At 65.3% G+C, this 13,981-nt stretch carries 11 protein-coding genes; 3 read left to right on the forward strand and 8 right to left on the reverse strand.

Annotated features, from left to right (window positions below):
• Positions 1 to 19: 19 nt before the first annotated feature.
• Together BH95_RS22360 and BH95_RS22365 are read right to left on the reverse strand one after the other, a co-directional pair.
• Complete coding sequence (locus tag BH95_RS22360) at positions 20 to 877, reverse strand: MaoC/PaaZ C-terminal domain-containing protein (protein WP_037139830.1); 858 nt, start codon at positions 875 to 877, stop codon at positions 20 to 22.
• Positions 874 to 2,220, reverse strand: a complete 1,347-nt coding sequence (locus tag BH95_RS22365) for a 3-oxoacyl-ACP reductase (protein WP_019665574.1) — start codon at positions 2,218 to 2,220, stop codon at positions 874 to 876. The genes BH95_RS22360 and BH95_RS22365 overlap by 4 nt, the downstream gene beginning before the upstream one ends.
• Positions 2,221 to 2,352: 132 nt before the next feature.
• Between BH95_RS22365 and BH95_RS22370 the strand changes: the two genes are divergently transcribed.
• A complete protein-coding gene (locus BH95_RS22370; protein WP_020110485.1) occupies positions 2,353 to 3,651 on the forward strand; it encodes an acetyl-CoA C-acetyltransferase in 1,299 nt (432 codons plus the stop codon).
• Positions 3,652 to 3,775: 124 nt separating this feature from the next.
• Here the strand turns inward: BH95_RS22370 and BH95_RS22375 are convergent, their stop codons facing one another.
• From BH95_RS22375 to BH95_RS22395, 5 genes are read right to left on the reverse strand one after another with little or no spacing between them, the layout of a single operon-like run.
• Complete coding sequence (locus BH95_RS22375) at positions 3,776 to 5,095, reverse strand: ABC transporter substrate-binding protein (protein ID WP_037184163.1); 1,320 nt, start codon at positions 5,093 to 5,095, stop codon at positions 3,776 to 3,778.
• A complete protein-coding gene (locus BH95_RS22380; RefSeq protein WP_244165089.1) occupies positions 5,092 to 6,126 on the reverse strand; it encodes a branched-chain amino acid ABC transporter permease in 1,035 nt (344 codons plus the stop codon). The genes BH95_RS22375 and BH95_RS22380 overlap by 4 nt, the downstream gene beginning before the upstream one ends.
• A 22-nt stretch (positions 6,127 to 6,148) precedes the next feature.
• Positions 6,149 to 7,027: a branched-chain amino acid ABC transporter permease gene (locus BH95_RS22385; protein ID WP_019665578.1), complete on the reverse strand. Its 879-nt coding sequence runs from the start codon at positions 7,025 to 7,027 to the stop codon at positions 6,149 to 6,151.
• Positions 7,028 to 7,053: 26 nt separating this feature from the next.
• Positions 7,054 to 7,773, reverse strand: a complete 720-nt coding sequence (locus tag BH95_RS22390; protein ID WP_019665579.1) for an ABC transporter ATP-binding protein — start codon at positions 7,771 to 7,773, stop codon at positions 7,054 to 7,056.
• A complete protein-coding gene (locus BH95_RS22395; protein WP_037185416.1) occupies positions 7,766 to 8,701 on the reverse strand; it encodes an ABC transporter ATP-binding protein in 936 nt (311 codons plus the stop codon). The genes BH95_RS22390 and BH95_RS22395 overlap by 8 nt, the downstream gene beginning before the upstream one ends.
• A 148-nt stretch (positions 8,702 to 8,849) precedes the next feature.
• On the opposite strand from BH95_RS22395, the gene BH95_RS22400 reads away from it, so the two are divergent.
• Positions 8,850 to 10,148: a PucR family transcriptional regulator gene (locus tag BH95_RS22400; RefSeq protein WP_269210580.1), complete on the forward strand. Its 1,299-nt coding sequence runs from the start codon at positions 8,850 to 8,852 to the stop codon at positions 10,146 to 10,148.
• A gap of 195 nt (positions 10,149 to 10,343) precedes the next feature.
• Positions 10,344 to 13,058: a VanW family protein gene (locus tag BH95_RS22405; RefSeq protein WP_037184167.1), complete on the forward strand. Its 2,715-nt coding sequence runs from the start codon at positions 10,344 to 10,346 to the stop codon at positions 13,056 to 13,058.
• Here the strand turns inward: BH95_RS22405 and BH95_RS22410 are convergent, their stop codons facing one another.
• A complete protein-coding gene (locus tag BH95_RS22410) occupies positions 13,059 to 13,826 on the reverse strand; it encodes an SGNH/GDSL hydrolase family protein (RefSeq protein WP_020110491.1) in 768 nt (255 codons plus the stop codon).
• Positions 13,827 to 13,981: the final 155 nt, after the last annotated feature.

The following is a 13,981-nucleotide window of genomic DNA, read 5'->3' on the forward strand; positions in this document are numbered from 1 at the left end:
GAAGGGGGTGAAACTGCACCTATCGCAGGGTTGCGGTGAGGTGGGGGTAACCCTTTTTCGGGTTCTTGAGTGACAGGTCCCAGCCGGCGCCGACGGATTCGGCGTAGAGGTTGACCGTTGCGGGCAGGACTATGGGCTTGCCGAAGCGGACGTTGTAGGTCACTTTGTCGGGGATGCGACCTTCGATGACCTGCAGTACTGCTGCTGCACTCCACATTCCGTGTGCAATGGTCCGCGGGAAGCCGAAGGCCTTGGCGCCCAACGACGACACGTGGATCGGGTTGCGGTCCCCGGAGACCGATGCGTACCTGCTGATCGTCTTCTGATCCACTCGCAGTGTGCGTGTCGGGGGCGGCGGGACCTCGTCGGCGGGCGGTGCTTCGCGAGGTCCACCGGACAGTGAGGTCTTCTGCAGGCTCAGGAAGCTCGAGGTCTGCTTCCAGACGAGCTCGCGTCCGACGCTGACTTCGCTGATCACGTCGATCAACAAGCCCTTGCGGTGTTCACGCAGGTTCTCCGCGTGCACACGTACATCCAGGGGCTCCGAGGAGGAGATTGCCCGGTACTGCTCGATGACGTTCTCGGCGTGGACCGATCCGATGGCGGCGAACGGAAATGCCTTGGACACCATCAGTTTCATGACCGTCGGGAAGACGAGCGTGAACGGATACGTCACCGGCAGGGTGTCGCCGAACCGCAGTCCGGTGGCCCGGCTGTACGCGGCCAGGTTGTCGGGGTCGACGCGAAGCCCGCGGAGTTCGTACACCGTCGACGGCGCCGTGGTGGACTTCGATCCGAGGAACGGCAGGGCTCCGAGCGCAGCGGAAGTGTAGATCTCCGACGTCTTCGGCTGCTCCGTGAGCTGGACGACGCTCATGCGCCGAGGAGGCTCTGGCCGCAGACTCGGACGATCTGTCCGGTGACGGCGTTGGACGCGGGGGAGGCGAAGTAGGACACCAGCTCTGCGACGTCGACGGTCTGGCCGCCCTGCAGCAGCGAGCTCATGCGTCGGCCTGCCTCGCGTGTCGCGAACGGAATCGCTGCCGTCATCGCGGTCTCGATGAATCCGGGGGCGACGGCGTTGATGGTGATGTTCTTCTTCGCGAGAACCGGTGCCGATGCGTGAACGAGGCCGATGACGCCTGCCTTGGACGTGCCGTAGTTGGTCTGGCCGCGGTTGCCGGCGATACCGGCGATGGAGGAGACGTCGACGACGCGTCCGCCTTCCTTGAGTGCTCCCGATGCCACGAGCTGGTCGGTGATGCGCTGCGGTGCAGCCAGGTTGACGCCGATGACGGAGTTCCAGCGGCTGTCGTCCATGTTGGCGAGCGTCTTGTCGCGGGTGATGCCTGCGTTGTGGACGATGATGTCCGCGCCGCCGTGGCGTTCGAGCAGATGCTTGGAGAGGACCTCGCCGGCGTCGGGTGCCGTCACGTCGAGGGCGAGGGAAGTGCCGCCGACCTTGTTCGCGGTCTCGGACAGTGCTTCACCGGCAGCGGGGATGTCGGCTGCGATGACGGTTGCGCCGTCGCGGGCGAGGACCTCGGCGATGGTGGCGCCGATGCCGCGGGCAGCGCCGGTGACGACGGCTACCTTGCCGGCGAGAGGCTTGTCCCAGGATGCGGGTGCCTCGGAGTCTGCGTCGCCGACGGCGATGACCTGGCCGTCGACGAATGCGGACTTCGCGGACAGAAGGAAGCGGAGTGTGGATTCGAGGCCGGAGAGTCCGGTCGATGCCTTGGGCGAGATGTAGACGAGCTGAGCCGTCGCGCCGCGCTTGACCTCTTTGCCGACGCTGCGGGTGAATCCTTCGAGTGCGCGCTGGGCGACGTGCTCGTCGACGCTCGCGGTCTCTTCCGGCGTCGTGCCGATGACGACGACGCGCGCCGAGGGTGCGAGGTTGCGGATGACGGGCTGGAAGAACTGGAACAGCTGCTCGAGTTCGGAGACGTTGCCGATGCCGGTGGCGTCGAAGACCAGGGCGCCGTACTTGTCGTCGTGTGCCTGGGCCTGAGGGTAGTCCGACAGCAGTTCGCGCAGCGGCTCGACGAGTCGGCCCTGTCCGCCGATGAGCACGGGGCCGGCGAGAGGCGGCTCGCCTGCCTTGTAGCGACGCAGCTTCTCGGGCTGCGGCAGACCTGCCTGCTTGGCGATGAAGGCTCCGGGCGCGGACGCCAGGAACGTGGAGTAGAGGTCTGGGGCTCCCTTGGTGGCTGCCACTGTCCTACCTTTCGATTTGGCGCCTCCCTTCTGTGAAGCAGGGAGCGCACGACCGGGTGTCGACAACCAACTTACTCGTCAGTAAGATGATTCTCCACCAGGGTCTTTTTCCACGATGTTTGGAGACGAAAAGTGACAAGCAAGCAGCTACGACCGGTCGCAATCGTCGGTGGCAACCGCATCCCGTTCGCGCGCTCCGACAAGAAGTACGCTCTGGCTTCCAACCAGGATATGCTCACCGCCACCATCGACGGGCTGGTCAGCCGGTTCGGGCTGCAGGGCGAGCGTCTCGGTCTCGTTGCTGCCGGTGCCGTCCTCAAGCACTCGCGTGACTTCAACCTGACCCGCGAGGTCGTACTCGGTAGCGCACTGAGCCCGTACACCCCGGCGTTCGACATCCAGCAGGCATGCGGCACCGGGCTGCAGTCGATCATCGCGGTCGGCGACGCCATCGCGTCGGGACGTATCGATGCAGGCATCGGTGGCGGCGTGGACACCACGTCGGATGCGCCGATCGGCGTCAACGACGAGCTCCGCGAATTCCTTCTGTCTCTCAATCGCGCGAAGACCACCACCGATCGCATCAAGCTGCTCGGCAACGTTCGTCCGTCCATGCTCGGCATCGAGATCCCGCGCAACGGCGAGCCGCGTACCGGCCTGTCGATGGGCGAGCACGCCGCGATCACGGCCAAGGAGTTCGGTGTTCGCCGCGAGGACCAGGACGAGCTGGCCGCCGCGAGCCACAAGAACATGGCAGCCGCATACGACCGCGGCTTCTTCGACGACCTGGTGACGCCGTTCCTCGGTCTCACCCGCGACGACAACCTGCGTCCGGGATCGACCGTCGAGAAGTTGTCGACGCTCAAGCCCGTGTTCGGCAACAAGCTGGGCGACGCCACCATGACGGCAGGCAACTCGACGCCTCTCACCGACGGCGCGTCGGCGGCGCTGTTGTCGACGGACGAGTGGGCCTCGGAGCGCAACCTTCCGGTTCTGGCGCATCTGGTGGACTCCGAGACGGCTGCGGTCGACTACATCCACGGCAACAGCTCGTTCAAGGACGGACTGCTGATGGCCCCGACTTACGCCATTCCGCGTCTTCTGGCTCGCAACGGGCTTACGCTGCAGGACTTCGACTACTACGAGATCCACGAGGCGTTCGCATCCGTCGTGCTCGCGACGCTGCAGGCATTCGAGAGCGACGAGTACTGCAAGGAGCGGCTCGGGCTGGACGGTGCGCTCGGGTCGATCGACCGGAGCAAGCTCAACGTCAACGGATCGTCGCTGGCTGCCGGTCACCCGTTCGCAGCTACCGGTGGCCGTATCGTCGCGTCGCTGGCCAAGATGCTCGCAGAGAAGGGCTCGGGCCGTGGCCTGATCTCCATCTGTGCGGCCGGTGGTCAGGGCGTCACCGCAATCATCGAGCGCTAGGTAACCGGCGCTCGAACCAGGGGGCAGACGGTCGGCAGGAGTGGAGCCTGCGGAACGACCCGGTCGGCAGATCCGCAAGCGAGGGGTTTACGGATCTGTCGACCGTGACCTGCGAGAAGTCGGCCTAGCCGGGAATTCCGCTTTCGGGCGGGGTGGACTCTTCACCGGTGTACTCGACTACTTCCGAGTCTCCGATGTCCGTCTGTAGGACCGGTGTCAGGTACTCGGGTACGCCGTTCACGATTTGGTACACACTTGCGCCGGAGATGCCGAGGTGGCTGTCGTCCGAGTACCGGAAGGGCGCCAGTTGTGGTCCCTGGAAGTCCATGCCGCCCTCTTGGATGGCGGAGACAATCCCCTCGCGAGTGGGGTTCTCGCCTGCTGCTTCCAACGCTTGAACGAATGCGTATGCCTGGCTGAGGCCGTAGATGCGGTAGTTGGTGAGAGGTTGGCCGTCGCCGTTCTCCGCCCACACCTTCTGCCACAGTTGGGTCCAGGGGTTCTCGGGTGAGTCGATTCCGGGGATGTACTCGAGCGAGATCATGCCTTCGAGCGATTGGTTTCCGTCGGTGACGGCGCCCTGGGAGAACCGTCCGAGGAGTGACCCGACGAGATCGACGTCGGATCCGATCGAGGAGTAGAACCATTCCGGGTCGTAGTTGAGGCGCATCGCCGTCAACTGGCTGAGGGCGGTGTAGGACGGGACGTTGAAACCGAGTACCAGGTCTGCGCCTGCGCCTTGGAGTGCGGCGATCTGCGGCGCGACGTCGGTGTTGCCGGAGGTGTAGCGGACCACCTCGACGATCTGGTCGTCGAGATATTGTCGGACCGCAGCTTCACTGTCGCGTCCGAGGTCGTCGTCCTGTAAGTACAGGCCCACCTTGGCATCCGGGCGATTCTTCTTGACCCAGTCGCCGATGATCTTGCCCTCGACCTGGTAGTCGGGTTGCCAGCCGAACGTGTTGGGGTACTTCGCCGGGTCGTTGCCCCACATGATCGCGCCGGAGGAGACGAACAGGTCCGGTACTCCTTCTTCGTTGAGGAAGTCCACCACCGCGCTGTGTGTCGCGGTGCCGAGTCCGCCGACGACGGCGAAGACCTCGTCCTGCAGAACCAGTTCGTTGACGACCTGCGTCGTGGTCGTCGGGTCGTAGGAGTCGTCACGTACGACGTACTCGATCTGCCTGCCGTTGATGCCGCCCGCGGCGTTGACGTAGTCGAAGTAAGCCTGTGCGCCGGTGGGGATTTCGCTGTATCCGGGGGCGGCGACACCGGTCAGCGGGAAGTGCGCACCGATCTTCACCGACGTGTCGGTGATGCCAACGGTGGAGCCCTCCGACGTTTCGGAGGCCTCGTCTCTACCTCCCGCGCCGCACGCGGCGGCCAGTGACACCACCGCGACCAAGGCGGTCGTCCGCGCTGCCAGCGATCTGGTTCTGTTCATCGTTCCCCTTTTCTCGTGATGCTCCGTGTGAGACGCCACTTTCGGTAGGTTCCGGTCAAACCGAGTGGAGCGAACAGGATCACGAGAACCGTGAAGATTCCCGTGACGAGTGGTGCGAGCTCGGCGGATTGGAGGCTGCTCAGTCCGGCGTCGAGTCCGAGGTTCGTCACCACCGGCGGAATGTAGGTCAGCAGTGCGGCTCCGATCAGGGCGCCCGACAGTGTTCCGAGCCCGCCGATCACCACCGCCGACAGCAACGTCAGCGACAGTGTCAGGGTGAATCCGCTCGGTGCGGCGATGCGGGCGGACATCGCGAGGACAGCGCCTGCGGCTCCGGCGCAGGCCGAGCTGACGACGAACGCCAGTATTCGTGCCCGGCCCAGGTCGATCCCGGCGAGTTCCGCGGCCACCTCGTCGTCGCGCACTGCTCGCCAGCGTCGTCCGATGCGGCTGGCGGACACGTTGGCGAGGAGGAAGAAGACGACGACGAGAAGGATCCAACTGACGTAGGCGACGAATTTGGTTCCGCTGAGCTCGTTTCCGGTGATGAAGTACATGACGTCGTCGATCGGTCCCGGTACTTTCGGAGCGGGAACCACGAGGCCCTGCTCACCGCCGAGGTAGTCCTTGAAGTACAACGCGAGGCCGGGAACGGCGACGGCCAGGGCCAGCGTCGCGCCCGCCAGATACGGTCCGTGGAGACGGGCCGCGGCGATGCCGACGACGATTCCGACGATGCCGGTCACGACGGTGGCGGCGAGCAGGACCAACGGTACGGACCACCCGGAATCCTGGGCTCGTAGCATCAGGGCCGCGGTGTAGGCGCCGACGGCCATGAACGCTCCGTGACCGAGCGAGAGCTGACCGCTCAGACCGGTGAGGACGGTGAGGCCACCGGCCGCGATCGCGAGGTAGGCCACCGACGTCAGCTGGCTCTGCCGGAACGTGCTCAGCGATTCGAGAGCGAGAACGACGACGACCAGACCGATTGCCGCGCAGAGGAAGTGACGGCGAACCGGTGTGGATGTCATGCGGGTGAGGACAGCGTTCATGTCACACCCTCCGCGCCGCGGTGCCGGCGAACAGCCCGCTCGGTCTGAGCAGCAGTACGACGATGAGGATCACCAGTGCCGCGGAGGAGACCAGATCCTGGCCCAGGTAGCCGCTGACGAAGCTCAGTCCCACACCCATCAGCAAGCCGCCGACGACGGCACCACCCGGACTGTCGAGACCGCCGAGAACGGCTGCAACGAAACCGAATACGACGATCGAATCCATGTACCCGGGGTGGACCAACGAGCCTCCCGCGATCAGCAGACCCGCCAAGGATCCGACCACGGCGGCCAGTGCCCATCCGAGGGTCAGCATGCGGCCGACGCGGACACCGAGCAGTTTCGCCACCTCCTGCTCGAAGGCGCTCGCACGCATCTTCAAACCCAGGTCGGTGAACCGGAACAGCAGCACGAGCAGTCCGAGGACGATCAGCACTGCCACGATCTTGAAGACGTCGTACCCGGTGAGCGCGATGTTCAGATCGCCGACCTTCTGGCCGGTCAAGCCGAACGGCGCAGGGAAGGAACGGAACTGGTTGCCGAACACGATGGCTGCCACCGCGTGGATGATGATGAACAGTCCCAGCGTCAGGATGACGGGGTTGATGTGAGACGAACTGTCGACGAACCGAACCACGAGACGTTCGACGGCTGCTCCCAGGATCAGACCGCAAACGAGAGCGACGCCGAAGCCGATCCAGTACGAGTATCCGGCGTCGATGACCACCAGCGCGACGTAGGTGGTGATCATGGCCATCGGAGCTTGAGCGAAGTTGACGATGCGTGTCGACCGCCAGATCAGAACGAGGGCGAGGGCGAACGCGGCGTAGATCATGCCGGTCGTCACTCCGTTGATGAGGATGGTGAGCAGTTGCTGCACTTGAGGTGGCGTCCTTTCAGCTCGCGTCAGAACCCGAGGTAGGCGTGTCGGAGGGCGTCGTCGTCGGCGAGTGTGGCTGCTGGGCCTTCGACGGCGACCTTGCCCAGATCGAGGACAACGGCGTGTTCGGCGATCGACAGGGCGCTTCGTGCGTTCTGTTCGACGAGAAGAACTGTCATGGACTCGGTTTCGACGAGTGTGCGGAGCGTGTCGAAGATCTGCGCGACGACTTTCGGCGCGAGACCGAGCGACGGTTCGTCGAGGAGGAGCACGGACGGCGTTGCCATCAGCGCGCGTCCGATGACGAGCATCTGCCGCTCACCGCCGGACAGGGTATGGGCGGACGACGTGCGACGACCGTCGAGTGGCGGGAACATGCCGTAGACCCGGTCGAGCGTGACGGCGTCGTGACTTCGGTTGCGTCCCAGAGCTCCGAGGCGGAGGTTCTCCTCGACGGTGAGCTCGGCGATGACGCCCCGTCCTTCGGGAACGTGAGCAAGTCCTTTGCGGGACATGCGGTCCGGCGGCACTCCCACCAGCTCCGTGCCCGCCAGACGAATGCTGCCCGACTCGGGCTTCAGCAGCCCCGACACGGTCCGGAGCAGGGTGGTCTTGCCGGCACCGTTGGCGCCGAGCACCGCGGTGATCGCACCGGCTGCGACCGTCATGGACACCGAATCCAATGCTGTGACAGGTCCGTAGCGAACGGTCAGGTCCGTGATGTGAATCTGGGCCGAGTCACTCACCGTGGGTCACCTCGTTCCCGAGATACGCGGCCAGAACGGCCGGGTCCTGACGGATCTCGTCGGGTGAGCCGTGGGCTATCACCTTGCCGAAGTCGAGGACGAAGATTCGATCGCACACGCTCATCACGAGGTCCATGTGGTGTTCGACGAGCATCACCGACGCCGGCGCGGAGGGGGCGGGAGTGGAGCCTGCGGAATCACCCCAGGGGGCGGGAGTGGAGCCTGCGGAATGACCCGGGGAGGTGGGAGTGGAGCCTGCGGAATGACCCGGGGCGGCGGGAGTGGAGCCTGCGGAGGGATTTGTTTCGGGGTGGGCGAGGGCTCGGATTTCGTTGCCCAGTTCTGCCATCTCGTCGGAGGACAGTCCGGATGCGGGTTCGTCGAGCAGGATCAGTGACGGTTCGCTGACGAGTGCGCGAGCGAGGGCGACGCGTTTCCGCACGGCGTAGGGCAGGCTCGGCGGCAAGCGGTCGGCGTACCGGTCGATTCGGAGTCGTTCGAGCGTGGCCATTGCGGCCGATCGCACTGCGGCGTCGTCGGATGCACTCGATGGCAGCCCGAGCAGTCCGGCGAGTATTCCGGTGCGTGCCCGTCTGTCGGCGCCGATCATGACGTTGTCCACGACGCTCATCCGGTCGAACAGGCCGAGTCCTTGGAGTGTTCGGCTCATGCCCAGCTTGGGGAGGTCGTGGGGTCGCAGCCGGGACAGGGGCTCTCCGTTTCGAGTGAGCGTTCCGGTGTGCGGGCGGACGAGTCCGCATGCAACGTTGAACAGTGTTGTCTTGCCTGCGCCGTTGGGGCCGATGACGCCGAGGACTTCACCGGGTCGAACGTCGAGACTGACGTTCGACAGTGCGACGACGCCGCCGAACGTGACGTCGACGTCGGTCATGGTGAAGATCGGACTGGGGGTAACCGTCGAACTCAAGTGATCCACCTCACAATCTGTGTGCGTTCACTATGGTTGCCGCGCACAACGGGCGGTATGGGCGCAGCGCACAGAATGTTTGGGTCCCGCGGCACCAGTACCGGTCAAATCGCCCTGCCGACTGGGCGGGATGCGCAAAACTGTGTCGATGGTTGCCTTCGACCGCCCCACCGACCGTCCTTCGGTGGGTGCTGCTCGTGTGCGGGTGCCTGCGTCGGATCAGGAGAAGATTCAACGGGCGTGGTCGGCGTTGATCGATCGGGCGGATTCGATTGCGGACTCCATCACGCTGGCGCTGATCGAGCAGGAACCTGCGTACCTGGCCAGCGCGACGCCCGACATTGCCGGCGAGATCAGGCGAAGTACCCGCGAACACATACGCCAGGGGCTACGGACGCTGTCCGGTGTGTCGGCCGCGGACGACAACACCCGTGAGGTGTGGCGCCGCACCGGGCGGGAGCGTGCGCGTCAGGGCATCCCGATGGAATTGGTGCTCAAGGCGTACACACTCGGCAGTCGGACGCTGTGGGAAGAGTTGGTTCACGCGCGTGATCGGCGGCGGTCCGACATCGACGAACATCTTCTTCTCGTGGCGGGTCAGCAGTTGTGGCGTGCACTCGACGGGCAGTACGAGACTCTGGTCGACGCGTACCGCCGCGAGAGCGCTCGGATGCAGCAACGCGATCTTGCCAACGTTCTGGTGGTACTGGACGGCCTGCGGTCCGGGCGTGGAGGTGATCCGTCGTTCGTACTCGAAGCGCGTGCGACACTGGGACTTTCGGCGTCGCAGCAGATCGCGTGTGTCGTCGGGCCCGTCGACGACCAGGGTTCACCGCCTCTCACTGCGCCGGAGGATGCGCTGGATCAGATCGGTGCGGTGTCTCATTGGAACATCCGCGACGGGCATCAGTTCGCGCTCGTTGCATTGACGAAGGGATCGTTGAATTCCGTCGTCGACGCGCTCGCAGCCAGGGCGGTGGGCCCGGTGGGTGTGGCACATTCGCCCGACGGTGTGTCCTCGTTCGCGGCGGCGTATCGGCTGGCGACGCTCACCGCGGACACGATTTCGGAGGAGGCCGGGGTGGCATTGGCGACCGATCGGCTGCCGCGCGTGATCATGGCGGCCGACGAGGAGTCCTCGGACCTACTGGTTCACCACGCGTTGGGGAACATGTGGACGCATCCCGAGCCTCAGCGTGGGACGTTGCTCGAGACGCTCGCCCACGTGCTTGCCAGTGATGGATCGCCGACGAATGCCGCGAAGGTGCTGTATTGCCACCGCAACACCGTGATCTACCGAGTCCGTCGTATCGAGGAGTTGACCGGCAAGGACCTCACCGATCCGAGGGATCGGCTTCTGCTCACGCTCGCACTGGTCAGGACCGGTCATTGGGTGCGTGCTGTCGGGCAGGGCGACAGCACGACACCCCGCCGATCATTCACCTGAATGAATTGGCGAGACACCGCGCGATCGGTTGTAACGCTTCACAAGCATGCGCGATACTCGTAGTGGCTCCACACTGCTGCCCGACCCCCGACCCGGCAGCGGTGTGGAGCCTCTTTCGTGGGCCTGCGGCGGCCGGGGTTTCCCGATGCTCGAGTCGATCCCCTCACGTGTCGATGCGTAAGCTCGTGCGCGACAGTGTCGGTGTTCGTCCGGGGTTTCGGGAGGGTCGAGAACGTGAGCGTCGGTGGAGACGGCAAGGGCAAGCACGAGCGCGGCTCCCGGTCCGACGAGGAAGCCCGTGACGAGGCGCTTCGTGGCGATGCGGGTGATGCCGGCGCGCACGGCGACCCACGGGACGACGTCGAAACGGTCGACACCGAGCCCGGGCACGTTCTGCCGTACGAGGCCATCACCGAGGTGATGCGTGCCATCGATCCCGACGAGCCCCCTCCAGGGCAGTCCCCGGCTCAGTCGTCCGAATCAGCTGTCCCTCCTGGCCCTCGACCACCTCTACAGGAGCGCGTCGAGCAGGAGTCGGCCGAGCAGGGACCGGTGGCGGAAGACCGGTCCGACGAGATCTCAGCCCATGAGGTCTCAGCCGACGAGCTGACAGCAGATGAGATAACAGCCGAGGACGAACACGGCGCCGACATTCCGGCAGAGAATTCTTCGGTCACGGACGCTGGGGCCGTTGCATCTCACGACGTTGCCGCTGAGAACGATGTCGCTGAGAGTGATCGACTCGAGGACGGACCAGTCGCGGGCCTCCCCGGTGAGGGATCGCCGACTCCGCTCACCTCCGAAGAGCCTGATGCCGACGAAGCGATTGCTCCCGAGCCCGACACGCAGGACCAACCCACACCCCCTTCCGGGCTTCCGGCAGCAGGGCACGTCAGCTCGGTCGGGCCCGGTCCAGTCGAGTCGGCTCCGACGCAGGCGTATTCCGCAGTGACACCGCCCGGTGATCGGGGGCCGGTGGCCCCGGAGCCCGCGGGTGAGGACAGCGCCACCGTCGCGATTCCCGTCGTCGCAGCGTCGTCCGAACATCAGCCTGCCCCCACCGCGCAGCCTGCCCCCACCGCGCAGTTCGTACCAGCCGAGCCCGCTGACGGCGACACGGAGGGACAGCCCGCTGGCAAGGAAGAAGAGAAGTTCTCTCGCATGAAGATTGCCGTTCTCGCAGGCGCCGCGGTGGCGATTCTGGGAGTGTTCTATGCGGCGGACATGCTCTCGACGAGTGGTTCGGTTCCCCGGGGCGTCACCGTCGCCGGTATCGAGGTCGGCGGTCTGAGCCACGAGGACGCCGAGGCGAAGCTCGTGTCCGAGCTCGGCCCCCGTGTGAACGAGGCGGTCGTGGTCGACGCCGGTGATCAGCAGTTGCAGGTGGTGCCGTCGGAGGCCGGTCTCGGAGTGGATTGGGCGACGACGCTCGACCGTGCCGGTTCGCAGCCGGTCAGTCCGTTCACACGTGTGATGTCGTTCTTCACCGATCGTGAGATCGGCGTCGAGTCGACCGTCGATGCGGCGCTGCTCGATGCCAGTGTGGAATCGATTCGGGCACAGACGGATCGAGCGCCATCGGAGGGCGATGTGGTGTTCGAGGGCACTACTCCGGTCGGTGTCACCCCGGCGCCGGGGCAGACGATGGACGTGCAGGCTGCGCGGGACGAGATCGAGGCGAACTGGGCGTTCGGTGCGGTCGAGGTACCGGTGGAGACCGTCGACGTGACCGTTCATCAGGACGAGGTCGATCGTGTTCTGGCCGAGGTCGCTACGCCTGCGGTGTCGGCGCCGGTGGTGTTCACCGGCCGCGACGGTGCGCGCGCGGTGCTGTCTCCGGAGAACGTGGCCGCGGTGCTGAGCTTCGAGCCGGACGGCGACGGTGTTCTCGCAACCAGGTACGACACCCCCGCCGCGACGGCGCTTCTCGCCCCGCAGTTGGCGTCGACGGAAACCCCGCCGAAGGATGCGACGTTCGCGCTCGGTGGCGGTGCCCCGACAGTCGTTCCCGCCGTCGTCGGTGAACTGGTTCAGTGGCCGAAGACGTTGGAGCAGTTGCCTGCTCTGCTCGGCTCCTCTGATTCCCGTTCCAGCGACGCGATCTACGAGCAGGCTCAACCCGCCTTGACGACGGAGGGTGCGCAGGCGCTCGGGATCCAGGAGGTGGTGGCGGAATACACCACGGGCGGTTTCGAATACGCGTCCGGTGTCAACATTCGGCTGACCGCCGACATCGTCAACGGCGCGTTGGTGAAGCCGGGTGAAACCTTCTCGCTCAACGAGTACACGGGCCCTCGTGGCACGGCTCAGGGTTTCGTGGAATCGGGCATCATCGACAACGGGCGACCGGACAGGGCTGTCGGAGGCGGAATCAGTCAGTTCGCGACGACGCTGTACAACGCGGCGTACTTCGGCGGCATGGAAGATGCCGGGCACACCGAACACAGCTACTACATCAGTCGATACCCGGAGGCCCGCGAGGCGACCGTGTTCGAGGGTGCGATCGATCTGAAGTTCACCAACACCGGCAAGACGGGTGTGGTGATCGAGTCGTTCGGGTCGAGTTCGGATGTGACAGTGCGTCTCTGGGGCACCAAGACGGTGGATGTCCAATCCATCACCGGGCCCCGGTCCAATCCGACGAGCCCGAACACCATCACTTTGCCGGCCGGCAATGCGTGTGTGCCGTCCGGTGGTGGGCCCGGTTTCACCGCCAGCGATACTCGGGTGATCACGGACATCGCCACCGGCAACGAAATCTCCCGTGACACGAGGACGGTCAAGTACGACCCGATCCCGATCGTCCGGTGCGAATCGCCCGAGCCCGAACCGGAGCCCGAGGACGAGCCGACCGACCGACCGGCCGGAGCAGCTCCTCCGGCCGCGCCGCCCGCGGAGGACGGCGAATAGTCAGACCGTGATCGGTTGCGGGGCAGTGTGCTTCGGACTGATGTCGTCTCCCGACGACGCACCGCGCAGGCGTCGGGACACCCACGGCGCCGCGAACGATTTGACCCATTCGGCGTTCTCGCGTCGTTGGTGTGCCTTCTCGACAGGAGGCAGCGGATCGAGGGCCGGCAGCGAGATGGAGTGTTCGACGCCGATGAAGTCCAGCACTTCCGCAGCCATTCTCGTGTGTCCGCGGGTGGACATGTGGAGTCGATCCCAGTCCCACATGCGCGGGTCGTCGTAGCCGTCGAAACGCCAGTAGTCGATCAGTTCGACGCCTCGGTCGTCGGCGACTTCGCGGAGCAGTTCGTTGTAGATCGCGGTGCGACCGCGGAAGGTCCGGAAGATCGGCGACCATCCAGCGTCGTAGGCCGTGAATGCCACTACGCGTGCGCCGGTCGATGTCAGATCCGCGAGGGCGGCGTCGTAGCGCTCGACGATTCCGTCGATGTCGACCTTCGGCCGCATCATGTCGTTTCCGCCCGCGTAGATGGTGATCAGGTCGGGGGCGACGTCGATCGCGGTGCCGACCTGGTCTTGGATGACCTGATCGAGGAGTTTTCCTCGCACTGCGAGGTTGGCGTATCGAAAGTTCGGGTTGTGGGCGCCGAGTTGGTCGGCCACTCGGTCCGCCCAGCCCTTGACTCCGTTGGGGCTCGACGGGTCGGGGTCACCGACGCCTTCGGTGAAGGAGTCGCCGAGAGCGATGTAGGTGTCGATTGTCGGCACTGGACCGTCCTTTGTGAGTTCTGCTAACTACCTCAGAGTACGACGCAGGAACGTCGGCGATCATTCCCGGGGTTTCGATCTGCGTGATTCAGAACCTGGACACCCGTCCGCGGTGAGGTGTTGGCTGATGGGGAATGTGTTCTCGGATCGAAAGA

Origin of the sequence: Rhodococcoides fascians A44A (assembly GCF_000760735.1) — a bacterium.
Taxonomy (GTDB): domain Bacteria; phylum Actinomycetota; class Actinomycetes; order Mycobacteriales; family Mycobacteriaceae; genus Rhodococcoides; species Rhodococcoides fascians_E.